Origin of the sequence: Pseudomonas asiatica (assembly GCF_040214835.1) — a bacterium.
In the GTDB taxonomy this organism is placed as follows: Bacteria; Pseudomonadota; Gammaproteobacteria; order Pseudomonadales; family Pseudomonadaceae; genus Aquipseudomonas; species Aquipseudomonas putida_Z.
In genome coordinates, this window is sequence record NZ_CP157874.1 from 5,406,496 (window position 1) to 5,429,722 (window position 23,227).

24 protein-coding genes and 2 pseudogenes are annotated in these 23,227 nt (G+C 64.5%); 23 read left to right on the forward strand and 3 right to left on the reverse strand.

Annotated elements, in window-relative coordinates:
* Positions 1-41 precede the first annotated feature (41 nt).
* The 10 genes from pyrR (at position 42) to ABNP31_RS24170 (ending at position 10,944) form a co-directional block, all read left to right on the forward strand.
* Positions 42-560: a bifunctional pyr operon transcriptional regulator/uracil phosphoribosyltransferase PyrR gene (gene pyrR, locus ABNP31_RS24125; RefSeq protein ID WP_025340908.1), complete on the forward strand. Its 519-nt coding sequence runs from the start codon at positions 42-44 to the stop codon at positions 558-560.
* A gap of 12 nt (positions 561-572) precedes the next feature.
* Positions 573-1,577, forward strand: a complete 1,005-nt coding sequence (locus tag ABNP31_RS24130; RefSeq protein ID WP_003257774.1) for an aspartate carbamoyltransferase catalytic subunit — start codon at positions 573-575, stop codon at positions 1,575-1,577.
* Positions 1,574-2,845, forward strand: coding sequence for a dihydroorotase (locus ABNP31_RS24135; protein WP_075046592.1), 1,272 nt, complete (start codon positions 1,574-1,576; stop codon positions 2,843-2,845). Before ABNP31_RS24130 ends, ABNP31_RS24135 begins: the two co-directional genes overlap by 4 nt.
* Positions 2,846-3,102: 257 nt before the next feature.
* Positions 3,103-3,633, forward strand: coding sequence for an ATP-dependent protease subunit HslV (gene hslV, locus ABNP31_RS24140; protein ID WP_003249309.1), 531 nt, complete (start codon positions 3,103-3,105; stop codon positions 3,631-3,633).
* Positions 3,634-3,709: 76 nt separating this feature from the next.
* Positions 3,710-5,053: an ATP-dependent protease ATPase subunit HslU gene (gene hslU, locus ABNP31_RS24145; RefSeq protein ID WP_015272084.1), complete on the forward strand. Its 1,344-nt coding sequence runs from the start codon at positions 3,710-3,712 to the stop codon at positions 5,051-5,053.
* A gap of 171 nt (positions 5,054-5,224) precedes the next feature.
* The gene (locus tag ABNP31_RS24150; RefSeq protein WP_003249306.1) at positions 5,225-5,602 is read left to right on the forward strand and encodes a gamma-butyrobetaine hydroxylase-like domain-containing protein; all 378 of its coding nucleotides are present in this window, start codon (positions 5,225-5,227) and stop codon (positions 5,600-5,602) included.
* 268 nt (positions 5,603-5,870) lie between these two features.
* The gene (gene phaC, locus ABNP31_RS24155; RefSeq protein ID WP_025340910.1) at positions 5,871-7,550 is read left to right on the forward strand and encodes a class II poly(R)-hydroxyalkanoic acid synthase; all 1,680 of its coding nucleotides are present in this window, start codon (positions 5,871-5,873) and stop codon (positions 7,548-7,550) included.
* A 63-nt stretch (positions 7,551-7,613) separates the two neighbouring features.
* Positions 7,614-8,465 carry a poly(3-hydroxyalkanoate) depolymerase gene (gene phaZ / locus ABNP31_RS24160; RefSeq protein ID WP_350012836.1) on the forward strand — a complete coding sequence of 284 codons (852 nt, stop codon included), beginning with the start codon at positions 7,614-7,616 and terminating at the stop codon, positions 8,463-8,465.
* Positions 8,466-8,633: 168 nt separating this feature from the next.
* A complete protein-coding gene (gene phaC, locus ABNP31_RS24165; protein WP_085663496.1) occupies positions 8,634-10,316 on the forward strand; it encodes a class II poly(R)-hydroxyalkanoic acid synthase in 1,683 nt (560 codons plus the stop codon).
* A 13-nt stretch (positions 10,317-10,329) separates the two neighbouring features.
* Positions 10,330-10,944, forward strand: a complete 615-nt coding sequence (locus tag ABNP31_RS24170; RefSeq protein WP_075046596.1) for a TetR/AcrR family transcriptional regulator — start codon at positions 10,330-10,332, stop codon at positions 10,942-10,944.
* A gap of 130 nt (positions 10,945-11,074) precedes the next feature.
* Here the strand turns inward: ABNP31_RS24170 and ABNP31_RS24175 are convergent, their stop codons facing one another.
* From ABNP31_RS24175 to ABNP31_RS24185, 3 genes are all read right to left on the reverse strand, one after another.
* On the reverse strand, positions 11,075-11,848 hold the full coding sequence (locus ABNP31_RS24175) for a phasin family protein (protein WP_085663495.1): 774 nt from the start codon (positions 11,846-11,848) through the stop codon (positions 11,075-11,077).
* A gap of 10 nt (positions 11,849-11,858) precedes the next feature.
* Entirely contained in the window at positions 11,859-12,278 is a 420-nt protein-coding gene (locus tag ABNP31_RS24180) for a phasin family protein (RefSeq protein WP_023663112.1), read from the reverse strand.
* Between the two features lie 125 nt (positions 12,279-12,403).
* Positions 12,404-12,679, reverse strand: coding sequence for a polyhydroxyalkanoic acid system family protein (locus ABNP31_RS24185; RefSeq protein ID WP_015272091.1), 276 nt, complete (start codon positions 12,677-12,679; stop codon positions 12,404-12,406).
* Between the two features lie 124 nt (positions 12,680-12,803).
* On the opposite strand from ABNP31_RS24185, the gene ubiE reads away from it, so the two are divergent.
* The 13 genes and pseudogenes from ubiE to ABNP31_RS26315 all read left to right on the forward strand — a co-directional run bounded on the left by ubiE (position 12,804) and on the right by ABNP31_RS26315 (position 23,151).
* Positions 12,804-13,574 carry a bifunctional demethylmenaquinone methyltransferase/2-methoxy-6-polyprenyl-1,4-benzoquinol methylase UbiE gene (gene ubiE / locus ABNP31_RS24190; RefSeq protein WP_013974541.1) on the forward strand — a complete coding sequence of 257 codons (771 nt, stop codon included), beginning with the start codon at positions 12,804-12,806 and terminating at the stop codon, positions 13,572-13,574.
* On the forward strand, positions 13,574-14,197 hold the full coding sequence (locus ABNP31_RS24195) for a ubiquinone biosynthesis accessory factor UbiJ (protein ID WP_075046598.1): 624 nt from the start codon (positions 13,574-13,576) through the stop codon (positions 14,195-14,197). Before ubiE ends, ABNP31_RS24195 begins: the two co-directional genes overlap by 1 nt.
* The gene (gene ubiB / locus ABNP31_RS24200; protein ID WP_075046599.1) at positions 14,194-15,813 is read left to right on the forward strand and encodes a ubiquinone biosynthesis regulatory protein kinase UbiB; all 1,620 of its coding nucleotides are present in this window, start codon (positions 14,194-14,196) and stop codon (positions 15,811-15,813) included. Before ABNP31_RS24195 ends, ubiB begins: the two co-directional genes overlap by 4 nt.
* 72 nt (positions 15,814-15,885) lie before the next feature.
* Positions 15,886-16,278 (forward strand): phosphoribosyl-AMP cyclohydrolase, encoded by a 393-nt coding sequence (hisI, locus tag ABNP31_RS24205; RefSeq protein WP_013974544.1) that lies wholly within the window; start codon positions 15,886-15,888, stop codon positions 16,276-16,278.
* Position 16,279: 1 nt separating this feature from the next.
* Positions 16,280-16,615, forward strand: a complete 336-nt coding sequence (locus ABNP31_RS24210) for a phosphoribosyl-ATP diphosphatase (RefSeq protein WP_013974545.1) — start codon at positions 16,280-16,282, stop codon at positions 16,613-16,615.
* 169 nt (positions 16,616-16,784) lie between these two features.
* On the forward strand, positions 16,785-17,057 hold the full coding sequence (locus ABNP31_RS24215; RefSeq protein WP_025340917.1) for a twin-arginine translocase TatA/TatE family subunit: 273 nt from the start codon (positions 16,785-16,787) through the stop codon (positions 17,055-17,057).
* A gap of 3 nt (positions 17,058-17,060) precedes the next feature.
* Positions 17,061-17,438: a Sec-independent protein translocase protein TatB gene (tatB, locus tag ABNP31_RS24220; RefSeq protein ID WP_085663493.1), complete on the forward strand. Its 378-nt coding sequence runs from the start codon at positions 17,061-17,063 to the stop codon at positions 17,436-17,438.
* A complete protein-coding gene (gene tatC, locus ABNP31_RS24225; protein WP_085663492.1) occupies positions 17,435-18,223 on the forward strand; it encodes a twin-arginine translocase subunit TatC in 789 nt (262 codons plus the stop codon). Before tatB ends, tatC begins: the two co-directional genes overlap by 4 nt.
* On the forward strand, positions 18,220-18,927 hold the full coding sequence (locus ABNP31_RS24230; RefSeq protein WP_350012837.1) for a 16S rRNA (uracil(1498)-N(3))-methyltransferase: 708 nt from the start codon (positions 18,220-18,222) through the stop codon (positions 18,925-18,927). Before tatC ends, ABNP31_RS24230 begins: the two co-directional genes overlap by 4 nt.
* 217 nt (positions 18,928-19,144) lie before the next feature.
* Positions 19,145-20,041, forward strand: a pseudogene (locus ABNP31_RS26300) (methyl-accepting chemotaxis protein); the annotation flags it as partial.
* A 198-nt stretch (positions 20,042-20,239) separates the two neighbouring features.
* Positions 20,240-20,944: a methyl-accepting chemotaxis protein gene (locus tag ABNP31_RS26305; protein ID WP_406822301.1), complete on the forward strand. Its 705-nt coding sequence runs from the start codon at positions 20,240-20,242 to the stop codon at positions 20,942-20,944.
* Positions 20,945-21,207: 263 nt separating this feature from the next.
* A pseudogene (locus ABNP31_RS26310) lies at positions 21,208-22,248 on the forward strand (methyl-accepting chemotaxis protein); the annotation flags it as partial.
* Between the two features lie 198 nt (positions 22,249-22,446).
* Entirely contained in the window at positions 22,447-23,151 is a 705-nt protein-coding gene (locus tag ABNP31_RS26315) for a methyl-accepting chemotaxis protein (protein WP_371257968.1), read from the forward strand.
* Positions 23,152-23,227: the final 76 nt, after the last annotated feature.

The window sequence follows — 23,227 nt, forward strand, 5'->3', positions numbered from 1 at the left end:
GCCGCCGGGCCCGCCCGGCGCACCCTTCCGAGGAGCCTGCAATGAGCCTACCCGATCCAGCCGAACTGATTCGGCAGATGGCCGTCGACCTTCGCGCCCACCTGGCCCGCCGGGCAATTACCGAACCGCGCTACATCGGCATCCGCACCGGCGGCGTCTGGGTTGCCCAGGCCCTGCAGGAAGCCATGGGCGACACCAGCCCCATGGGCACTCTGGACGTGTCGTTCTATCGCGACGACTTCAGCCAGAACGGCCTGCACCCGCAAGTGCGCCCTTCCGAGCTGCCGTTCGAGGTCGAGGGCCAGCACCTGGTGCTGGTGGATGACGTGCTGATGAGCGGCCGCACGGTGCGCGCCGCGCTCAACGAACTGTTCGATTATGGCCGCCCGGCCAGCGTCACCCTGGTCTGCCTGCTGGACCTGGATGCCGGCGAACTGCCAATCCGCCCGAATGTACTCGGCGCCACCCTGTCGCTGGCCGCCCATGAACGGGTAAAATTGACCGGACCCGCACCGCTCGCTCTCGAGCGCCAGGACCTCGCCTCCGCTTCCGCCCTTTAAGAGTCCCCCGCGATGACGCCAATCGACGCCAAGCGCCCGCTGCAGCTCAATGATCAGGGCCAGCTGCGCCACTTCCTCTCGCTCGACGGTTTGCCCCGCGAACTGCTCACCGAGATCCTCGACACCGCCGACTCCTTCCTGGAAGTCGGTGCCCGGGCCGTGAAGAAAGTCCCGTTGCTGCGCGGCAAGACCGTGTGCAACGTGTTCTTCGAGAACTCCACCCGTACCCGTACCACCTTCGAACTGGCGGCCCAGCGCCTGTCGGCCGACGTGATCAGCCTGAACGTGTCGACCTCCTCGACCAGCAAGGGCGAGACCCTGTTCGACACCCTGCGCAACCTCGAAGCCATGGCCGCCGACATGTTCGTGGTGCGTCACTCCGACTCCGGGGCCGCGCACTTCATCGCCGAACACGTGTGCCCGGAAGTTGCCGTGATCAACGGCGGTGACGGCCGCCATGCGCACCCGACCCAGGGCATGCTCGACATGCTCACCATCCGCCGCCACAAGGGCAGCTTCGAGAACCTGTCGGTGGCCATCGTCGGCGACATCCTGCACTCGCGCGTGGCCCGCTCCGACATGCTGGCGCTGAAAGCGCTGGGCTGCCCGGACATCCGCGTGATCGGCCCAAAAACCCTGATCCCGATCGGTATCGAGCAGTACGGTGTGAAGGTGTACACCGACCTCGCCGAAGGCCTGAAGGATGTCGACGTGGTGATCATGCTGCGCCTGCAGCGTGAGCGCATGGCCGGTGGCCTGCTGCCCAGCGAAGGCGAGTTCTACCGCCTGTTCGGCCTGACCACCGCGCGCCTGGCCGGGGCCAAGCCCGACGCCATCGTCATGCACCCGGGCCCGATCAACCGTGGCGTGGAAATCGAGTCGGCGGTGGCCGACGGCAAGCACTCGGTGATCCTCAACCAGGTCACCTACGGCATCGCCGTGCGCATGGCCGTGCTGTCCATGGCCATGAGCGGGCAGAACGCGCAACGTCAATTCGACCAGGAGAACGCCCAGTGACCATCAGTATTCTCGGCGCCCGGGTCATCGACCCCAACAGCGGCCTGGACCAGGTCACCGACCTGCACCTGGACGGCGGCCGCATTGCCGCCATCGGTGCCGCCCCGGCCGGCTTCAGCGCCAGCCGCACGATCCAGGCTGATGGCCTGGTCGCCGCGCCCGGCCTGGTCGACCTCGGCGTGTCCCTGCGCGAGCCGGGCTACAGCCGCAAAGGCAACATCGCCAGTGAAACCCGTGCCGCCGTCGCTGGCGGTGTCACCAGCCTGTGCTGCCCGCCGCAGACCAAGCCGGTGCTGGACACCTCGGCCGTGGCCGAACTGATCCTCGACCGCGCCCGCGAGGCCGCCAACAGCAAGGTCTACCCGATCGGCGCCCTGACCAAGGGCCTGGAAGGCGAGCAACTGGCCGAGCTGGTGGCCCTGCGCGACACCGGCTGCGTGGCCTTCGGCAATGGCCTGAAGGAAATCCCCAACAACCGTACCCTGGCCCGCGCCCTGGAATACGCCGCCACCTTCGACCTGACCGTGGTGTTCCACTCCCAGGACCGCGACCTGGCCCAGGGTGGCCTGGCCCACGAAGGTGCCATGGCCAGCTTCCTCGGCCTGCCGGGCATTCCGGAAACCGCCGAGACCGTGGCCCTGGCGCGCAACCTGCTGCTGGTGGAACAGACCGGCGTGCGTGCGCACTTCACCCAGATCACCAGCGCCCGCGGCGCGCGCCTGATCGCCCAAGCCCAGGCTCTGGGCCTGCCGGTGACCGCCGATGTGGCGCTGTACCAGCTGATCCTCACCGACGAATCGCTGCGCGAGTTCTCCAGCCTGTACCACGTGCAGCCGCCGCTGCGCACCGCCGCTGACCGCGACGGCCTGCGCGAGGCGGTGAAGTCGGGGGTGATCCAGGCGATTTCCAGCCACCACCAGCCGCACGAGCGCGACGCCAAGCTGGCCCCGTTCGGCGCCACCGAGCCGGGCATCAGCAGCGTCGAACTGCTGCTGCCGCTGGCCATGACCCTGGTGCAGGACGGCCTGCTCGACCTGCCAACCTTGCTGGCCCGCCTGAGCAGCGGCCCGGCGGCGGCCCTGCGCCTGCCGGCCGGCGAGCTGAAAGTGGGTGGCGCGGCCGACCTGGTGCTGTTCGACCCGCAAGCCTCGACCGTGGCCGGCGAGCAGTGGTTCTCGCGCGGCGAGAACTGCCCGTTCATCGGCCACTGCCTGCCAGGTGCGGTGCGTTATACCTTGGTCGATGGGCATGTCTGCCACGAGGCCTGACAAAGCGCACACTCGCTTTGTGTAGGAGCGGCCTTGTGTCGCGATCGGGCCGCAAAGCGGCCCCAGCTAATCTTGCATGATGCCGAGATCCTGGGGCTGCCTTGCAGCCCTTTCGCGACACAAGGCCGCTCCTGCATCGACCGAGTACGGTTAAGAGACCGAGCCGACCATTCATCCCCCACGGTTGAAATCCTTCCCCCCACCCCCATATGAGTCTGCATCAGGCACTTTCGCCCCGCTGCGTGGAGACTCTCCCCTTGACCACCATCGTTTCTGTCCGCCGTAACGGCAAAGTCGTCATGGGCGGCGACGGCCAGGTATCCCTCGGCAACACCGTGATGAAAGGCAACGCCAAGAAGGTGCGCCGCCTGTACCACGGCCAGGTCATCGCGGGCTTCGCCGGCGCCACCGCCGATGCGTTCACCCTGTTCGAGCGCTTTGAAGGCCAGCTCGAGAAACATCAGGGCCACCTGGTCCGCGCTGCCGTGGAGCTGGCCAAGGAATGGCGTACCGACCGCTCCCTGAGCCGCCTGGAGGCCATGCTGGCCGTGGCCAACAAGGACGCCTCCCTGATCATCACCGGCAACGGCGACGTGGTCGAACCCGAAGACGGCCTGATCGCCATGGGTTCCGGCGGCGCCTACGCCCAGGCCGCAGCCCGCGCCCTGCTGAACAAGACCGACCTCTCGGCCCGTGAAATCGCCGAGACCGCCCTGAACATCGCCGGCGACATCTGCGTGTTCACCAACCACAACCTGACCATCGAGGAGCAGGACCTGGCCGACTGATCAGCTGTTCTGGCGCCTCATCCCGGTGATGGGGTTTTTCCACGCTGATTCATTCCGCCCGAGGACCATTTTCATCATGTCCATGACCCCCCGCGAGATCGTCCACGAACTCAACCGCCACATCATCGGCCAGGACGACGCCAAGCGCGCCGTGGCCATCGCCCTGCGCAACCGCTGGCGGCGCATGCAGCTCCCCGCCGAGCTGCGCGCCGAAGTGACCCCGAAGAACATCCTGATGATCGGCCCTACCGGCGTCGGCAAGACCGAAATCGCCCGCCGCCTGGCCAAGCTGGCCAACGCGCCGTTCCTCAAGGTCGAAGCCACCAAGTTCACCGAAGTGGGCTACGTGGGCCGCGACGTCGAGTCGATCATCCGCGACCTGGCCGATGCCGCGCTGAAGATGCTGCGTGAGCAAGAGATCATCCGCGTGCGCCACCGCGCCGAAGACGCCGCCGAAGACCGCATCCTCGACGCCCTGCTGCCACAGGCGCGGGTCAGCAGCTTCGCCGAGGAAGCCGCGCAGACCAGCACCGATTCCAACACCCGCCAGCTGTTCCGCAAGCGCCTGCGCGAAGGCCAGCTGGACGACAAGGAAATCGAGATCGAAGTGGCCGATGCCGTGGGCGTCGAAATTGCCGCGCCGCCCGGCATGGAAGAAATGACCAACCAGCTGCAGAGCCTGTTCGCCAACATGGGCAAAGGCAAGCGCAAGGCGCGCAAGCTGAAGGTGAAAGAAGCACTGAAGATGGTTCGCGATGAAGAAGCGAGCCGCCTGGTCAACGAGGAAGAGCTCAAGGCCAAGGCCTTGGAAGCTGTCGAGCAGCACGGCATCGTGTTCATCGACGAAATCGACAAGGTTGCCAAGCGCGGCAACGTTGGCGGCGCCGACGTGTCCCGTGAAGGCGTGCAGCGCGACCTGCTGCCGCTGATCGAAGGCTGCACCGTCAACACCAAGCTGGGCATGGTCAAGACCGACCACATCCTGTTCATTGCCTCGGGTGCGTTCCACCTGAGCAAGCCGAGCGACCTGGTGCCCGAGCTGCAAGGCCGCCTGCCGATCCGTGTGGAACTCAAGGCCCTGACCCCGGAAGACTTCGAGCGCATCCTGCAGGAGCCGCACGCGTCGCTGACCGAACAGTACCAGGCCCTGCTCAAGACCGAAGGCCTGAACATCGAGTTCCTCGCCGACGGTATCAAGCGCCTGGCCGAGATTGCCTACCAGGTCAACGAGAAGACCGAGAACATCGGTGCCCGCCGCCTGCATACCCTGCTCGAGCGTTTGCTCGAAGAGGTGTCGTTCAGCGCTGGCGACCTGGCCAGCACCCATGACGAAGCGCCGATCCAGATCGACGCGGCGTATGTGAACAGCCACCTGGGTGAGCTGGCGCAGAACGAAGACCTGTCGCGTTACATCCTGTAAGACCGCAGGGGGCCGCCTTGCGGCCCATCGCGACACAAGGCCGCTCCTACAGGGGAACGCGATCTCCTGTAGGAGCGGCCTTGTGTCGCGATGGGCTGCAAAGCAGCCCCCTTGCACAATCCCCCGAATCTCCTGAAGCTGTGCACCATCAGCTCCCGAGAGATTCCGCCCATGGCCCGCCTGCCCACCGCCATCAACCTGCACAAAGCCTCGAAAACCCTCAGCCTCACCTACGCCCCCGGCGAGGTCTACCACCTGCCCGCCGAATTCCTGCGCGTGCACTCCCCTTCTGCCGAGGTCCAGGGCCACGGCAACCCCATCCTGCAGTTCGGCAAGATCAACGTCGGCCTCAGCGGCCTGGAACCTGCCGGCCAATACGCACTGAAACTGACCTTCGACGACGGCCATGACAGCGGCCTGTTCACCTGGGAATACCTCGAGCAGCTGTGCCTGCGCCAGGAACAGCTGTGGGCCGAGTACCTCGACGAACTGCACAAGGCCGGGAAATCCCGCGACCCTGCCGAGTCGGTGGTCAAACTCATGCTCTAGCGCAAGGCCTGCAGGATTTAGAGCGCATTTTCTAAAATCATCTGTTTGAATGACTTACAGACAGCCCAGTGACGGGCTGTCTTGCGCATTACATGAAAGTCGGGTAACCAATGGGGGTGGCAAGTTCCCTGCATCAAATTGCAGGTAGTCAGAGCCCTCGCAGCACCGCTGTTCCTTATCACTGGTCACCCGAGTAGCAGTACCGGGCTCAGAACTGTGCACCCGCCACAGCAACCGGTACTCGTCTCAGGACAACGGAGCGTCGTAGATGAGTAACAAGAACAACGATGAGCTGCAGCGGCAGGCCTCGGAAAACACCCTGGGGCTGAACCCGGTCATCGGTATCCGCCGCAAAGACCTGTTGAGCTCGGCACGCACCGTGCTGCGCCAGGCCGTGCGCCAACCGCTGCACAGCGCCAAACATGTGGCCCACTTTGGCCTGGAGCTGAAGAACGTGCTGCTGGGCAAGTCCAGCCTTGCCCCGGAAAGCGACGACCGCCGCTTCAATGACCCGGCATGGAGCAACAACCCACTTTACCGCCGCTACCTGCAAACCTATCTGGCCTGGCGCAAGGAGCTGCAGGACTGGATCGGCAACAGCGACCTGTCGCCCCAGGACATCAGCCGCGGCCAGTTCGTCATCAACCTGATGACCGAAGCCATGGCTCCGACCAACACCCTGTCCAACCCGGCAGCGGTCAAACGCTTTTTCGAAACCGGCGGCAAGAGCCTGCTCGATGGCCTGTCCAACCTGGCCAAGGACCTGGTCAACAACGGTGGCATGCCCAGCCAGGTGAACATGGACGCCTTCGAGGTGGGCAAGAACCTGGGCACCAGTGAAGGCGCCGTGGTGTACCGCAACGATGTGCTGGAGCTGATCCAGTACAGCCCCATCACCGAGCAGGTGCATGCCCGCCCGCTACTGGTGGTGCCGCCGCAAATCAACAAGTTCTACGTATTCGACCTGAGCCCGGAAAAGAGCCTGGCGCGCTACTGCCTGCGCTCACAGCAGCAGACCTTCATCATCAGCTGGCGCAACCCGACCAAAGCCCAGCGCGAATGGGGCCTGTCCACCTATATCGATGCGCTCAAGGAGGCGGTCGACGCGGTGCTGGCGATAACCGGCAGCAAGGACTTGAACATGCTCGGTGCCTGCTCCGGCGGCATCACCTGCACGGCATTGGTCGGCCACTATGCCGCCCTCGGCGAAAACAAGGTCAATGCCCTGACCCTGCTGGTCAGCGTGCTGGACACCACCATGGACAACCAGGTCGCCCTGTTCGTCGACGAGCAGACTTTGGAGGCGGCCAAGCGCCACTCCTACCAGGCCGGCGTGCTCGAAGGCAGCGAGATGGCCAAGGTGTTCGCCTGGATGCGCCCCAACGACCTGATCTGGAACTACTGGGTCAACAACTACCTGCTCGGCAACGAGCCGCCGGTGTTCGACATCCTGTTCTGGAACAACGACACCACGCGCCTGCCGGCCGCCTTCCACGGCGACCTGATCGAAATGTTCAAGAGCAACCCGCTGACCCGCCCGGACGCCCTGGAGGTTTGCGGCACTCCGATCGACCTGAAACAGGTCAAATGCGACATCTACAGCCTTGCCGGCACCAACGACCACATCACCCCATGGCAGTCGTGCTACCGCTCGGCGCACCTGTTCGGCGGCAAGATCGAGTTCGTGCTGTCCAACAGCGGCCACATCCAGAGCATCCTCAACCCACCAGGCAACCCCAAGGCGCGCTTCATGACCGGCGCCGATCGCCCGGGTGACCCGGTGGCCTGGCAGGAAAACGCCACCAAGCATGCCGACTCCTGGTGGCTGCACTGGCAAAGCTGGCTGGGCGAGCGTGCCGGCGAGCTGAAAAAGGCGCCGACCCGCCTGGGCAACCGTGCCTATGCCGCTGGCGAGGCATCCCCGGGCACCTACGTTCACGAGCGTTGAGCTGCAGCGCCGTGGCCCCCTGCGGGGCGCCACGGTGTTCATTTCACCCCATGAGTCACGCGCATGCCGCAACCCTACATCTTCAGGACCGTCGAGCTGGACAACCAGTCCATCCGCACCGCCGTCCGCCCGGGCAAGCCGCACCTGACGCCGTTGCTGATCTTCAACGGCATCGGCGCCAACCTGGAGCTGGTGTTTCCGTTCATCGAAGCACTGGACCCGGACCTGGAAGTCATCGCCTTCGACGTACCCGGGGTCGGCGGCTCGTCCACGCCGCGCCACCCGTACCGCTTCCCCGGGTTGGCCAAGCTGACGGCACGCATGCTCGACTACCTCGATTACGGTCAGGTCAATGCCATCGGCGTGTCGTGGGGCGGCGCCCTGGCCCAGCAGTTCGCCCACGACTACCCCGAGCGCTGCAAGAAGCTGGTGCTGGCCGCCACTGCCGCCGGTGCGGTGATGGTGCCGGGCAAGCCCAAGGTGCTGTGGATGATGGCCAGCCCACGGCGCTACATACAGCCATCGCATGTCATCCGCATTGCGCCGACGATCTATGGCGGCGGCTTCCGGCGTGACCCCGACCTGGCCATGCAGCACGCCGCCAAGGTGCGCTCCGGCGGCAAGATGGGCTACTACTGGCAGCTGTTCGCCGGGCTCGGCTGGACCAGCATCCACTGGCTGCACAAGATCCAGCAACCGACCCTGGTGCTGGCCGGCGACGACGACCCGCTGATCCCGCTGATCAACATGCGCCTGCTGGCCTGGCGGATTCCCAATGCCCAGCTACACATTATCGACGACGGTCATTTGTTCCTGATCACCCGGGCCGAGGCCGTCGCCCCGATCATCATGAAGTTCCTTCAGCAAGAACGACAGCGCGCCGTCATGCACCCTCGCCCGGCTTCGGGTGTGTGAAGGCGATTTGGGACCCTGTGGGAGCGGGTTCACCCGCGAAGAAATTAACTCGGTGTATGGCACCGGCTTCGCCGGTGTTCGCGGGTGAACCCGCTCCCACAGAGACCCTGCTAGATCAGTGAATATGTTTAGTCATGAGGCACCAGGTCAGGACGAGGGAGTGTTGCCATGAAAGACAAACCGGCCAAAGGAACGCCAACGCTTCCCGCCACCAGCATGAACGTGCAGAACGCTATCCTCGGCCTGCGCGGTCGTGACCTGATTTCCACGCTGCGCAATGTCAGCCGCCAAAGCCTGCGTCACCCGCTGCATACCGCGCATCACCTGTTGGCCCTGGGTGGCCAGCTGGGCCGGGTGATACTGGGTGACACACCGCTTCAGCCGAACCCGCGCGATTCGCGCTTCAGCGACCCGACATGGAGCCAGAACCCGTTCTACCGTCGCGGTCTGCAGGCCTACCTGGCCTGGCAGAAGCAAACCCGACTGTGGATCGAGGAAAGCCACCTGGACGACGATGACCGGGCCCGTGCGCACTTCCTGTTCAACCTGATCAACGATGCCCTGGCGCCGAGCAACTCGCTGCTCAACCCGTTGGCAGTCAAGGAACTGTTCAACAGCGGTGGCCAGAGCCTGGTGCGCGGTGTGGCCCACCTGCTCGATGACCTGCGCCACAATGACGGCCTGCCACGCCAGGTCGACGAGCGCGCATTCGAAGTGGGCGGCAACCTGGCCGCGACCGCCGGCGCCGTGGTGTTTCGCAACGAGCTGCTGGAGCTGATCCAGTACAAGCCGATGAGCGAAAAGCAGCACGCCCGGCCACTGCTGGTGGTGCCGCCACAGATCAACAAGTTCTACATCTTCGACCTCAGCTCGACCAACAGCTTCGTCCAGTACATGCTCAAGAATGGCCTGCAGGTGTTCATGGTCAGCTGGCGCAACCCCGACCCGCGCCACCGCGAATGGGGCCTGTCCAGCTACGTTCAGGCCCTGGAAGAAGCGCTCAACGCTTGCCGCAGCATCAGCGGCAACCGCGACCCCAACCTGATGGGCGCCTGTGCCGGCGGCCTGACCATGGCCGCGCTGCAGGGCCACCTGCAGGCCAAGCACCAGCTGCGCCGGGTGCGCAGCGCCACCTACCTGGTCAGCTTGCTGGACAGCAAGTTCGAAAGCCCCGCCAGCCTGTTCGCCGACGAGCAGACCATCGAGGCCGCCAAGCGCCGCTCCTACCAGCGCGGCGTGCTGGATGGCGCCGAGGTGGCGCGGATCTTCGCCTGGATGCGGCCCAACGACCTGATCTGGAACTACTGGGTCAACAACTACCTGCTCGGCAAGACACCACCAGCCTTCGACATCCTGTACTGGAACGCCGACAGCACGCGCCTGCCCGCCGCGCTGCATGGCGACCTGCTGGACTTCTTCAAGCTCAACCCGCTGACCCACCCCGCCGGCCTGGAGGTATGCGGCACACCCATCGACCTGCAGAAGGTCGAGCTGGACAGTTTCACCGTGGCCGGCAGCAACGACCACATCACCCCGTGGGATGCGGTGTACCGCTCGGCCTTGCTGCTGGGTGGCGACCGGCGCTTCGTGCTGGCCAACAGCGGGCACATCCAGAGCATCATCAACCCGCCCGGCAACCCCAAGGCCTACTACCTGGCCAACCCCAAGCTGTCCAGCGACCCCCGCGCCTGGTTCCACGACGCCAAGCGCAGCGAAGGCAGCTGGTGGCCGTTGTGGCTGGAGTGGATCACCCCGCGCTCCGGCCCGCTCAAGGCACCGCGCAGCGAACTGGGCAATGCCACCTACCCACCACTGGGCCCCGCGCCGGGCACCTACGTGCTGACCCGATGAGCATGCCGACTGGATGAAGACTCGCGACCGTATCCTCGAATGTGCCCTGCAGCTGTTCAACCAGCAGGGCGAACCGAACGTATCCACCCTGGAAATTGCCAACGAACTGGGCATCAGCCCTGGCAACCTCTACTACCACTTCCACGGCAAGGAGCCGTTGGTGCTGGGGCTGTTCGAGCGCTTTGAAGAAGCGCTGATGCCCTTGCTCGACCCGCCGCTGGAGGTACGCCTTGACGCCGAGGATTACTGGCTGTTCCTGCACCTGATCGTCGAACGCATGGCGCAGTACCGCTTCCTGTTCCAGGACCTGTCGAACCTGACCGGGCGCCTGCCCAAACTGGCCCGCGGCATGCGCAACCTGATCAACGCGCTCAAGCGCACGCTGGCAGCGTTGCTGGCCAGCCTCAAGGGCCAAGGGTTGGTAGAGAGCGAGACCCAGGCGCTGGGGCAACTGGTGGAGCAGATCACCCTGACACTGATGTTCTCGCTGGATTACCAGCGGGTACTGGGGCGCGAGGGGGATGTGGGGATTGTGGTGTACCAGGTGATGATGCTGGTGGCGCCGCATCTGCAGGCCCAGGCGCGGGGGGCGGCAGAGCAGTTGGCGGTGCGGTATCTGGAGGGGTAAGCCTGACTGGGATGTATTGCAGCAGCCGACGCATTCGCGGGTGAACCCGCTCCCACAGGTACGTTGCAGAGCTTACAAGCGGCGCAGTACCTGTGGGAGCGGGTTTACCCGCGAAGAAGGCGACGCGGTATCAGATCAGGGTACCGGTGCCTGTCTGTGCCGAAGGCGGGTTGCTGGCCGGAGCCGCAGTGGGCGCCGGAGCTGCGCTAGCGGCCGGAGCGGCGCTGGCCGCTGGAGCTGCCGGCTTGGCGGCTGCCGGCTTGGCCGGTGCTTTCTTCACAGCAGGCTTCTTCGCCACAGCTGGTTTGGCCGCTGCCGGTTTCGCCGCAGGCTTGGCCGCCGCAGTCTTCGCAGCAGGTTTAGCCGCTGCGGCCTTGGCTGCCGGCCTGGCTGCCGCGGTTTTTGCCGCAGGCTTGGCCGCTGCCGTCTTGGCCAGTGGCTTGGCCGCCGCCTTGCTCGCAGCCGGTTTGGCTGCAGTGCGCGACGAAATCGGGGTAACCGAAGCGCCGGTCAGTTTCTCGATCTGCTTGGTCAGGCTGTCCACCTGCTGGTGCAGGGCCTTGATCTCGTTGCGGCTCGGCACACCAAGGCGCGAGATGGCGCTGTTCAGGCGCTTGTCGAAGGCCTCTTCGAGTTCGCTCCACTTGCCCAGCGCACGGTCCTTCACGCCCGACACGCGCGAAGTGGTCGACGACTTGGCAGTCTCAGCAACATCTTCGGCGGTCTTCTTCGCCTGCTTCTCGGCCTTCTCGCCATCCTTCACCAGCGAGTCGAACAGCTTCGGGCCGTCCTGGTCGATCTTCGAATAGATACCAAGCCCCGCCAGCCAGATCTTGCGGGAGTACTTCTCGATCCCGCCGACCCAGGAGCTGCCTTCTTTCTCGGAATTCTTCTTGCCAGCCATCCTGCTCTCCTTATGGTTTGTGCGCGACGCGCTCGAGCAGCTCGTGCAGCTGTTCAAGCTTGATGGACAACGCCTCAACGTCATGTTTAGACGGAATGCCAAGGCGATTCAAGGCGCGACCTACCCGCGCGTCGAAAGCTTTTTCGATCTTGTCCAGTTGAACTTCGACCTTGCCGCGTACGCGACTGACTTCCTGGGTCGCTTCGTCGATCTGGTTGTTGGCAGCATCGAGCTCCTTGTCGATGCGCTTCTTGCCACGCTTCTCGACGCCTTCGCCGGCCTTGACCAGCTCATTGAAGTAGTCGGAGCCTTCCTGGCCCACACGCGCATAGGCGCCGATGCCCGCCAGCCAGATCTTGCGCGCGTAGCCGCGTACCTCGCCCAGCGTACCCGGGGCGTCGTCCTTTTTCTTCACAGTCACTTTGGCCATGCTCTGTACCTCATGCTCATGAGTGGAGGAGGAACCGCCCATGGAGGTTGGGCTTGAGCACAAGGTAGAGAGGGAAATTAGAATCTTCACCCTAAGGTGAACGAGCATGGCCCCGGGAAGGGGTGTCAGGCCAGGGCTTTGTCCAGCGCCCGCTCGATCTCGCCCTTGATGGTGCCGCTCATCATCGACAGCATCATGCCCAGCTTCAATTCGACGCGGATGCGGTCATCGAAGATGTGCACGCTGCCGTTGGCACCGCTTCGCGCCACATCGACCCGGTCACCGTTCCAGGTGGCCTTGAGGTCGTATTCGCGGGTCAGTTTGTCGACCAGCGCTTCAGCCTTGGCACGGGCGGCATCACGGCCGAGGGAATGTTTGCGTTCGACGCTGATCTGGGTCATGCGGGTGTTCCTGAAGATGAAGACATAATGGGCATTATGCCCGCCCCTGCCCACTGGCACACCCCGCCAAGACAAATCCGCCCGTTCGCCCTAGAATGGCGGTAATTTTTTCCGGTGAAGCGATATGAACGACCAGCGCAAAGGCGACCACGCCGAACCCACCACCCATTTCGGTTACCAGGACGTCCCTGAAAGCCAGAAGGCGAAGAAAGTCGCCGAGGTGTTCCACTCGGTAGCGGCCAAGTACGACCTGATGAACGACGTGCTTTCCGGCGGCATGCACCGCCTGTGGAAGCGCTTCACCATCGAGCTGTCGGGCGTACGCGCCGGCAACCGTGTACTGGACATCGCCGGCGGTACCGGCGACCTGGCCGCCAAGTTCTCGCGGCTGGTCGGCCCGACCGGCCAGGTAGTGCTGGCCGACATCAACGAGTCGATGCTCAAGGTCGGCCGTGACCGCCTGCTCGACCGTGGCGTGGCCGGCAACATCGAGTTCGTCCAGGCCGATGCCGAGAAGCTGCCATTCCCGGACAACCACTTCGACTGCGTGACCATCGCCTTCGGCCTGCGCAACGTCACCCACAAGGACGAAGCCATCCGCTCGATGCTGCGCGTGCTCAAGCCGGGCGGTCGCCTGCTGGTGCTGGAGTTCTCCAAGCCGACCAACAAGCTGATGTCCAAGGCCTACGACGCCTACTCGTTCGCCTTCATGCCGCTGGCCGGCAAGCTGATCACCAACGACTCGGAGAGCTACCGTTACCTCGCCGAGTCGATCCGCATGCACCCCGATCAGGAAACCCTGAAGGCCATGATGGTCGAGGCCGGTTTCGACCGCGTCACCTACCACAACATGACCAGCGGCATCGTTGCCGTGCACCGGGGGATCAAGCCCTGATGCTGCTGGCCGGGCTGCTCGCCAGCGCCGAACATGGCCTGAACCGCGTCCTGCGCATGGACAGCACGGCCCTGCCGCGGCTGGCCGCGCTGGAGGGCAAGGTCATCGAGATCGACTGCCGCCAGCCGGCCTTGCAGGTGTTCATCCTGCCCGATGAAGAGGGCCTGATGCTCGCCGCCCACTGGCAAGGCGAGGTCGACTGCAGCCTGCGCGCCCCGGCCGGCAGCCTGGCGCAACTGGCCCTGGCCAGGGACAAGACTGCCGTGCTGCACAGCCCGCAAGTCGAACTGCATGGCGACAGCGCCGTGCTGCTCGACCTGTTCGGTGTGCTGCAGGACCTGGAGCTGGACTGGGAGCACGAGCTGCAACGCTGGCTCGGCCCGGTCGCCACGGCGCTGCTGGCGGGCCACATCCGCCTGCGTGCACGCTGGACCCGCCAGGGCCTGGCGCGCTTCAGCCAGAACCTTTCCGAGTACCTGGCCGAAGAATCCCGTACCCTGGTCGGCAAGCGCGAAGCCGAAGCCGCCTTCAGCGAGCTCGATGCCCTGAAGCTCGATACAGAACGCCTCGAGGCGCGCCTCAAGCGCCTTTCCCGAACCCTTGATACCAGCGATAACGCATGAAGCTGCTCGCCGTCCGCCGTCTTTTTCGCATCCAGCGTGTGGTGATCCGCTACCGTCTCGATGACCTGCTGTTCGACCTGCCGCTGCCCTGGTGGCTGATGAGCCTGCGCCTGCTGATGCCATGGCGCTGGCTGCCGCGCAAGCCGTCCGAGCTCAGCCGTGGCGCGCGCCTGCGCCTGGCCCTGCAGGACCTGGGGCCGATCTTCATCAAGTTCGGCCAGTTGTTGTCCACCCGCCGCGACCTGCTGCCCAACGACATTGCCGATGAGCTGATGCTGCTGCAGGACCGCGTGCCGCCGTTCGACCCCAAGCAGGCAGTGGCACTGATCGAGGCGCAGTTGGGCGCCCCGGTAACGCAACTGTTCAGCCGCTTCGACGTCGAGCCACTGGCCTCGGCCTCGGTGGCCCAGGTGCACGCTGCGCGCCTGAAAAGTGGCGAGGAAGTGGTGGTCAAGGTGGTGCGCCCGGGCCTGAAGCCGGTGATCGCCCAGGACCTGGCCTGGCTGTTCCTGATCGCCAAGGCCGCCGAGCGCGCTTCGGCCGACGCCCGTCGCCTGCACCCGGTGGAAATCGTCGGCGACTACGAAAAAACCATCTACGACGAGCTCGACCTGCTGCGCGAAGCGGCCAACGCCAGCCAGCTGCGGCGCAACTTCGAAGGCTCCGAGCTGATGTACGTACCCCAGGTGTACTGGGACCTGTGCCGCCCCAAGGTGCTGGTGATGGAGCGCATCTACGGCGTGCCGGTGACCGACATGGCCACCTTGGCCGACCAGCGCACCGACATGAAGCTGCTGGCCGAACGAGGCGTGGAGGTGTTCTTCACCCAGGTGTTCCGCGACAGCTTCTTCCACGCCGACATGCACCCCGGCAACATCTTCGTCAGCACGGTCAAACCATGGAGCCCGCAGTACATCGCCATCGACTGCGGCATCGTCGGCAGCCTGACCGCCGAGGACCAGGACTACCTGGCGCGCAACCTGATCGCTTTCTTCAAGCGTGACTACCGCCGCGTCGCCCAGTTGCACATCGACTCGGGCTGGGTGCCGGCGCACACCAAGGTCAACGAGTTCGAAGCGGCGATCCGCACCGTGTGCGAGCCAATCTTCGAAAAACCGTTAAAGGATATTTCCTTCGGCCAGGTGCTGATGCGCCTGTTCCAGACCGCCCGGCGCTTCAACATGGAAGTGCAGCCGCAGCTGGTGTTGCTGCAGAAGACCCTGCTCAACATCGAGGGCCTGGGCCGCCAGCTGTACCCCGAGCTGGACCTGTGGAGCACCGCCAAGCCATTCCTCGAGCGCTGGATGCGCGACCGCATGAGCCCCAAGGCCGTGCTCGGCAACATCCACAGCCAGGTCGAGCAACTGCCGCACCTGGCCGACATGGCCCGCGACCTGCTCGAGCGCCTGTCGCAACCGCACCTGCACGATCCACAACTGCCGGAGCGGCGCCGCCAGGGCGACCGCTGGGCGCTGCGCCTGCTCGGCGCCGGCCTGCTCGGCGGTGGTGCGGTACTGGCCGCTGGTGCCGCCGCGGCCACCAGCCTGGCCGCCCCTGCCGCCTGGCCGGCCTGGCTGATGCTGGCCGCCGGCCTTTACCTGATCGTGCGCCAATAGCCAGCCGCGCCCATGGCTGGCACACTAGCGCAAAGGGCCCGGCACAGGAGCGGGCCCGCTTTGGAGTCGACGATGAAAGACTGGCTGGACGAGATCAAGTGGAACAGCGAGGGCCTTGTACCGGCGATCGCCCAGGACCACAAGACCGGACGCGTGCTGATGATGGCCTGGATGAACCGCGAATCGCTGGCCCTGACCGCCGCCGAGCAACGCGCCATCTACTGGTCGCGTTCGCGTGGCAAGCTGTGGCGCAAGGGCGAGGAATCCGGGCATGTGCAGAAGCTGCATGAAATGCGCCTGGACTGCGATGCCGACGTGATCATCCTGATGGTCGAGCAATTGGGCCATATTGCCTGCCATACCGGCCGTGAAAGCTGCTTCTACCGCGTCTTCGAAGACGGCCAGTGGAAAACCGTCGACCCGGTCCTGAAAGACCCGGATGCCATCTACAGCGCAGGACACTGACATGAGCGACACCCTCAACCGCCTGGCCGAAGTGCTTGAAGAACGCAAGCAAGCGGCGCCCGACAGCTCCTACGTGGCCAGCCTGTACCACAAGGGCCTGAACAAGATCCTCGAAAAGCTCGGCGAAGAGTCGGTCGAGACGATCATTGCCGCCAAGGATGCCGCGGTCAGCAAGGATTACAGCGATGTCATCTACGAAACCGCCGACCTGTGGTTTCATAGCCTGGTAATGCTCAGCGCGCTGGGTCAGCATCCGCAAGCCGTGCTCGATGAGCTGGAGCGCCGCTTCGGGCTTTCCGGGCATGATGAGAAGGCGGCTCGACAGCCGTCTGCCTGATGTAATTCAGGTGCGCGGTGCCCCTCTCTTTTGTGGGAGCGGGTTCACCCGCGAAGAATGCGACGCGGTGTATGGCACCGGCTAAGCCGGTGTTCGCGGGTGAACCCGCTCCCACAGGGGCCGCGTTGCCAGAACAATTCGCTTTACCTGTAAATTTCAGGAGTACGAAATGGGTATCTTTGACTGGAAACACTGGATCGTCCTGCTGGTGGTCGTGGTCCTGGTGTTTGGCACCAAGAAGCTGAAGAACTTCGGCAGTGACCTGGGTGAGTCGATCAAGGGCTTCCGCAAGGCCATGAGCGACGAAGAGAACAAGCCGGCCGAGCAGACCCCGCCGCCTGCCCAACCCGTTCCACCGGTGCAGAACACTGCCCAGCAGAACCAGGGCCACACCATCGAAGGCCAGGCCCAGCCGGCTCAAGAGCCGCAGCGGAAAGACTGACCCATGTTCGGCATCAGTTTCAGCGAGCTGCTGCTCGTCGGCCTGGTCGCCCTGCTGGTGCTCGGCCCCGAGCGCCTGCCCGGTGCCGCGCGCACGGCAGGCCTGTGGATCGGCCGGCTCAAGCGCAGTTTCAACAGCATCAAGATGGAAGTGGAGCGCGAAATCGGCGCCGACGAAATCCGCCGCCAGCTGCACAACGAGCACATCCTGCAGATGGAAGAGGAAGCCAAGCGCATCCTCAACCCGATGACGCCACCGGCGCAGCCGCCTGTCACCACCGCAACCGTTCAGCCCCCCGTCGGGCTCGAAGCCAGGCCGGTCGAGACCGCTGCCACCCCGGCCACGCCTTCTGAACCGCCTCAACCGCCGCGAGCCCCATGAGCGAAAATCCGGAACACGACCAGCCAATGCCGCTGGTTTCGCACCTGACCGAACTGCGCACCCGCCTGCTGCGCTGCGTTGCCGTCATTTTCCTGATCTTTGCCGGGCTGTTCTCCTTCGCCCAGCAGATCTACACCTTGGTCTCCGCGCCGCTGCGCGAGCACCTGCCGGCCAATGCGACGATGATCGCCACCGACGTGGCCTCGCCGTTCCTCACGCCGTTCAAGCTGACCATGATCGTCTCGCTGTTCCTGGCGATACCGTTCATCCTCCAGCAGATCTGGGGCTTCATCGCACCCGGGCTGTACCGCCATGAAAAGCGCATCGCCATTCCGCTGTTGGTGTCGAGCATCTTCCTGTTCTACGCCGGCATGGCCTTCGCCTATTTCCTGGTGTTCCCGCTGGTCTTCGGCTTCTTCGCCAGCGCCACGCCGGAAGGCGTTTCGATGATGACCGACATCGCCAGCTACCTCGACTTCGTGATGACGCTGTTCTTCGCCTTTGGCGTGGCCTTCGAAATCCCGGTGGCGGTGGTGCTGCTGGTATGGATCGGCGTGGTCGACGTGAAGTACCTGAAGAAGATTCGCCCCTACGTGATCATCGGCTGCTTCGTGGTCGGTATGGTCCTTACCCCACCGGACATCTTCTCCCAGACCCTGCTGGCCGTACCCATGTGGCTGCTGTTCGAGATTGGCGTGCTGTGCGGCAGCCTGATCCGCAAGCGCAGCGCCCACGACGAAACCGCCAACGACCACAACGACCAGCCACCAGCGACCCAACCGTGAACCTGTTGCTCCTTGAAGAGGCCGACTTCGTCTCGGCCGACCGCGTCGTTCTCGCAGACCGGCGCTTCACCTACATGCAGGACATCCACCGTGTGGCGGTGGGCGACAACCTGCGCGTGGGCCGCATCAACGGCCTGATGGGCAAGGCCACGGTGCTGCGCCTGGAAAAGCACGAAGCCGAACTGGAAGTCGCCTTTGACCAGCAGCCACCGGCCAAGCTGCCGCTGACCCTGGTGCTGGCCGTACCTCGGCCGAAAATGCTGCGCCGGCTGTTCCAGACCGTGGCCACCCTTGGCGTGCCGCGGCTGATCCTGCTGAACAGCTACAAGGTCGAGAAAAGCTTCTGGCAAACACCGTTCCTGCACCCGGACAGCATTCGCGAGAACCTCATCCTGGGCCTGGAACAGGCCCGCGACACCGTGCTGCCCGAAGTGATCATCGAGAAGCGCTTCAAACCGTTCGTCGAAGACCGCCTGCCGGCCATCGCCGCAGGCACCCTGGGCCTGGTCGGCCACCCTGGCCCCTACCCCGCCTGCCCGCGCGCCGTGGAGCAGCCCGTGACCCTGGCAATCGGCCCGGAGGGCGGCTGGATCCCCTACGAGGTGGACCTGCTGGGCAAGGCAGGCCTGGCTCCGGTCCAGCTGGGCGACCGCATCCTGCGGGTAGAGACCGCGGTGACAGCACTGCTTTCACGAATTTTCTGACACTCAAGTCAACTTTCACCCATAAAGTTTCCCCTCCCCAGGCCGATTGTCTTGGCAACACAACAATTAATCGTGCTGCCAAGGCGCCGGGGAGTCGTACATGTATCAATGGTTCGCCCAATCATTGGGCAATGTGAGCGTCAATCGCAAACTGGGGCTGGGCTTCGGCCTGGTGCTGCTGTTGACCCTGGCCATTACCCTGGCTGGCTGGCACGGCATGGACAGCATCATCAACCGTGGCGACAAGCTGGGGAACATCTCGGTCATCCAGCAGTACACCCAGGAACTGCGCATCGCCCGCCAGCATTACCAGCGCCAGCCTGACGAAGCCTCGGTGGCAGAGCTGGAAAAAGCCCTGGGCAATCTCGAGCGCCAGGTGCAGCTTATGCTCGGGCAGATCGAGCAGCCCGCTGACAGCCAGCGCCTTGAGCAGCAGCGCGAGGCCGTGCGCGGCTACCAGCAGGCGTTCAACGAGCTGAAACAGGCCGGCCAACGCCGCGAGGCCAGCCGCGCCGTGCTTGGCGATACTGCCGACAAGGCCGCAGAGCTGATTGGCCGGGTGCAACGCGGCCTGCTGCAGGGTGGCGATATCAGCCAGTACCAGCACGCGGTGGAAGTCAGCGCCCTGTTGCAACAGGCGCGCTTCCAGGTACGCGGCTACACCTACAGCGGCAACGCCGACTACCAGCAAACGGCGCTGAAGGCCATCGACCAGGCCTTGGCCGAGCTGCGCGCGCTACCGGCCAAAGTGCCGGCGGAGCACGCTGCCAGCCTGGACGATGCCACCACCGCCCTGGCAGGCTACCGCGACGCGGTCACCCAGTTCGGCAATGCTCAGGTCGCCAGTGAGCATGCCCTGCAGAGCATGGTCGAGCACGGCTCGGTACTGCTGCAGACCAGCCAGGCGATGACCACCTCGCAAACCGCTGTGCGCGACGCCGGGGCGGCCCAGGCCAAGACCGTGCTCGCCGTGGCCACCGTGCTGGCCCTGACCCTCGGCCTGCTGGCGGCCTGGGCCATCACCCGGCAGATCATCGTCCCGCTGCGCCAGACCTTGCACGCCGCCGAACGCGTGGCCAGTGGCGACCTGACCCTGAACCTGCAGGCACAACGCCGCGACGAACTGGGCCAGTTGCAAGCCAGCATGCATCGCATGACCCAGGGCCTGCGCGAACTGATCAGCGGCATCGGTGATGGCGTCACGCAGATCGCCAGTGCTGCCGAGGAGTTGTCGGCGGTGACCGAGCAGACCAGTGCCGGGGTCAACAACCAGAAGGTCGAGACCGATCAGGTGGCGACCGCCATGAATCAGATGACCGCCACCGTGCATGAGGTGGCACGCAATGCCGAGCAAGCCTCGGAAGCTGCGTTGATGGCCGACCAGCAGGCCCGCGAGGGCGATCGTGTAGTGGGCGAGGCGGTGGCGCAGATCGAGCGCCTGGCCGGCGAAGTGGTCAACTCCAGCGAAGCGATGAACCAGCTCAAGGCCGAAAGCGACAAGATCGGCAGCGTGCTCGACGTGATCAAGTCGGTGGCCCAGCAGACCAACCTGCTGGCCCTCAACGCAGCGATCGAGGCGGCCCGTGCCGGCGAGGCCGGGCGTGGCTTTGCTGTGGTGGCTGATGAGGTGCGCAGCCTGGCGCAGCGCACCCAGCAATCGACCGAAGAGATCGAAGAGCTGATTGCCGGCCTGCAGAGCGGCACCCAGCGTGTGGCCAGTGTGATGGACAGCAGCCGCCAGTTGACCGACAGCAGCGTCGAACTGACCCGCCGAGCCGGCAGTTCGCTGGAGACCATCACCCGTACCGTGTCTTCGATCCAGGCCATGAACCAGCAGATTGCCACGGCAGCGGAAGAACAGACGGCCGTGGCAGAAGAGATCAACCGCAGCGTGATGAACGTGCGAGATATTTCTGACCAGACCTCGGCGGCCAGTGAAGAGACGGCCAGTTCCAGCGTGGAGCTGGCGCGGTTGGGTACCCACCTGCAAGGGTTGGTGGGGCGGTTCAGGCTCTAGGCTGATGTGTAGGTCGCCTGTACTGGCCTCTTCGCGGGTAAACCCGCTCCCACAGGTACCGCACAGTTCTCAAAATCTGTGCAGTACCTGTGGGAGCGGGTTTACCCGCGAAGAGGCCGGCGCAGGTGGAGTATTCCTACCTGTTGAAGTGAAATTTCCTACCTGATTATCAGGTCAAGTCCTACAGCTCCGCTGCCGATTGGCAAAGGTGTGATGCCAGCAATGCGCCTGCATCCTCGCCCCCAATCGCACGGAGATTCCTCATGCTCGGCTACCTCAACCGCAAGCTCGGCAACATCAGTGTCGCAGCCAAGCTCGCCCTCGGCTTTGCCGTAGTCCTGCTGCTTACCCTGGCCACCACCGTCAGTGGCTGGCGTGCACTGGATGACGCCATTGTGCGCTCGCAGCAACTCAGCGAAATCGGCCTGATCAACGACCTGACCAAAGACTTGCGCGCAGAGCGCATCACTTACCGCGTACTCAACGACAACGCCAGCAGAACGCGGATAGCCAACATTCTCGACCAGCTCAACAGCATGCTGAGCACCTTGCAACAACGTAGCAGCGTGGATGAATCCCGGCAGATGCTGACCGAAAAACTGGCGTTGCTGCAGCGCCTGCGCGACGATTTCAGCGAGCTGGAGAATACTGTCGCCAAGCGTATCGCCCTGCGCCAGGCCATGCAGGCCCATGAGCAGAAGCTCACCGAAGTGATCGACGATCTCCAGACCCAGGCCTTGCTGAGGATGCCTGCCGACAGCCAGCAAGGCGGTGTGCTGGGGCTGATGGACACGCTTGGCCGTCATGTCGACGGTGCCAACCAGCAGAGCCTGGTTCCGGCCTATACCTTCTCCCCTGTGGAAAGCTTCGCCAAGGTCGGCGACAGCTCCCTGGATGCCGCCGCCAGCAGCCTTGCGCAACTGCTCAAAGGCCTTGCTCCACTTGGCTTGCCCCGTGCGCTCACCCAGCAGCCCGGGGAGCAGCTGGCCAAGTACCGCGCCAGCCTGGATGAGTATCGTCGGGCTGCGGTGCGTGTCGAACAGCTGCAAAACAACATGGAGAACATGGGCAACGAGCTGCGCGCGGTAAGCCTGGAACTCGGCAAACGCAAGATCGAGCAGCGCGACAGGGAAGCCCTTGAGGCCCGCTCGCTGCTGACCACTGTAGCCCTGCTGGCGTTGGCCGTAGGCGTCGTGGCCGGCTGGCTGATCACCCTGCAGATCACCCAGCCTTTGCGCCAGACCCTGGCCGTGGCCGGGCGCATCGCCAAGGGCGACCTGAGCCAGGTCGAACCTGTGCAACGCCGCGACGAGATGGGCCAGTTGCAAACCAGCATGCGCGAAATGACCTTGAGCCTGCGCGAGCTGATCGGTGGCATCGACCAGGGCGTCGGCCACCTGTCACAGGCCGCCACACAGCTGGCGGCCAGCAGCGAAGACACCAAGCTGCGCATCAACCAGCAACGCGAGGAAACCGACCAGGTGGCCACAGCCATGAACCAGATGAGCGCCACCGTGCAGGAAGTGGCGCAGAACGCTGAACAGGCCTCGCTGGCGGCGACCAACGCCGACCAGCAGGCGCAGATCGGCGACCAGGTGGTGGCCGAAGCTATTGGCCGTATCGAACAGCTGGCCGGGCAGATGGACCATTGCCTGGCGGCCATGCAGCACCTGGCGGGCGAGAGCCAGCGCATCGGCAGCATCCTCGATGTGATCAAGTCAGTGTCCGAGCAGACCAACCTGCTGGCCCTGAACGCGGCGATCGAAGCGGCACGGGCGGGTGAAGCCGGGCGTGGTTTTGCCGTGGTGGCCGATGAAGTGCGCGGTCTGGCACAGCGCACCTCGACGGCGACCGAGGAAATCGGCCAACTGATCGACAGCCTGCACAACGGCACCGACGAAGTGACCCGCCTGCTGGACAACAGCAAGAACCTGACCGAGCAGAGTGTGGAGCTGAGCCGCAAGGCGGGGCATGCGTTGAGCCAGATCACCGACACGGTGTCCAGCATCCAGGGCATGAACCAGCAGATTGCCACGGCCAGCGAAGAGCAGAGCGTGGTCGCCGAGCAGATCAACCGTAGTGTGCTGAATGTGCGCGATGTGTCGGATCAGACCAGTGCGGCCAGTGAGCAGACGGCGGCTTCTAGTGGGGAACTGGAGCAGTTGGGGCAGCAGTTGCGGGGGATGGTGGGGCGGTTCAACATCTGAAACCGAGTCGTCCTCTTCGCGGGCATGCCCGCTCCCACAGGTATATCACCCTCCTTCAAGGCGGTGGTGGACCTGT

Excerpts from the sequence above, each read along its gene's own strand:
- pyrR (WP_025340908.1), top strand. The coding sequence starts at position 42 with ATGAGCCTACCCGATCCAGCCGAACTGATTCGGCAGATGGCCGTCGAC.
- ABNP31_RS24130 (WP_003257774.1), top strand. The coding sequence starts at position 573 with ATGACGCCAATCGACGCCAAGCGCCCGCTGCAGCTCAATGATCAGGGC.
- hslU (WP_015272084.1), top strand. The coding sequence starts at position 3,710 with ATGTCCATGACCCCCCGCGAGATCGTCCACGAACTCAACCGCCACATC.
- ABNP31_RS24150 (WP_003249306.1), top strand. The coding sequence starts at position 5,225 with ATGGCCCGCCTGCCCACCGCCATCAACCTGCACAAAGCCTCGAAAACC.
- phaC (WP_025340910.1), top strand. The coding sequence starts at position 5,871 with ATGAGTAACAAGAACAACGATGAGCTGCAGCGGCAGGCCTCGGAAAAC.
- phaZ (WP_350012836.1), top strand. The coding sequence starts at position 7,614 with ATGCCGCAACCCTACATCTTCAGGACCGTCGAGCTGGACAACCAGTCC.
- phaC (WP_085663496.1), top strand. The coding sequence starts at position 8,634 with ATGAAAGACAAACCGGCCAAAGGAACGCCAACGCTTCCCGCCACCAGC.
- ABNP31_RS24170 (WP_075046596.1), top strand. The coding sequence starts at position 10,330 with ATGAAGACTCGCGACCGTATCCTCGAATGTGCCCTGCAGCTGTTCAAC.
- ABNP31_RS24175 (WP_085663495.1), bottom strand. The coding sequence starts at position 11,848 with ATGGCTGGCAAGAAGAATTCCGAGAAAGAAGGCAGCTCCTGGGTCGGC.
- ABNP31_RS24180 (WP_023663112.1), bottom strand. The coding sequence starts at position 12,278 with ATGGCCAAAGTGACTGTGAAGAAAAAGGACGACGCCCCGGGTACGCTG.
- ABNP31_RS24185 (WP_015272091.1), bottom strand. The coding sequence starts at position 12,679 with ATGACCCAGATCAGCGTCGAACGCAAACATTCCCTCGGCCGTGATGCC.
- ubiE (WP_013974541.1), top strand. The coding sequence starts at position 12,804 with ATGAACGACCAGCGCAAAGGCGACCACGCCGAACCCACCACCCATTTC.
- ABNP31_RS24195 (WP_075046598.1), top strand. The coding sequence starts at position 13,574 with ATGCTGCTGGCCGGGCTGCTCGCCAGCGCCGAACATGGCCTGAACCGC.
- ubiB (WP_075046599.1), top strand. The coding sequence starts at position 14,194 with ATGAAGCTGCTCGCCGTCCGCCGTCTTTTTCGCATCCAGCGTGTGGTG.
- hisI (WP_013974544.1), top strand. The coding sequence starts at position 15,886 with ATGAAAGACTGGCTGGACGAGATCAAGTGGAACAGCGAGGGCCTTGTA.
- ABNP31_RS24210 (WP_013974545.1), top strand. The coding sequence starts at position 16,280 with ATGAGCGACACCCTCAACCGCCTGGCCGAAGTGCTTGAAGAACGCAAG.
- ABNP31_RS24215 (WP_025340917.1), top strand. The coding sequence starts at position 16,785 with ATGGGTATCTTTGACTGGAAACACTGGATCGTCCTGCTGGTGGTCGTG.
- tatB (WP_085663493.1), top strand. The coding sequence starts at position 17,061 with ATGTTCGGCATCAGTTTCAGCGAGCTGCTGCTCGTCGGCCTGGTCGCC.
- tatC (WP_085663492.1), top strand. The coding sequence starts at position 17,435 with ATGAGCGAAAATCCGGAACACGACCAGCCAATGCCGCTGGTTTCGCAC.
- ABNP31_RS26305 (WP_406822301.1), top strand. The coding sequence starts at position 20,240 with ATGACCGCCACCGTGCATGAGGTGGCACGCAATGCCGAGCAAGCCTCG.
- ABNP31_RS26315 (WP_371257968.1), top strand. The coding sequence starts at position 22,447 with ATGAGCGCCACCGTGCAGGAAGTGGCGCAGAACGCTGAACAGGCCTCG.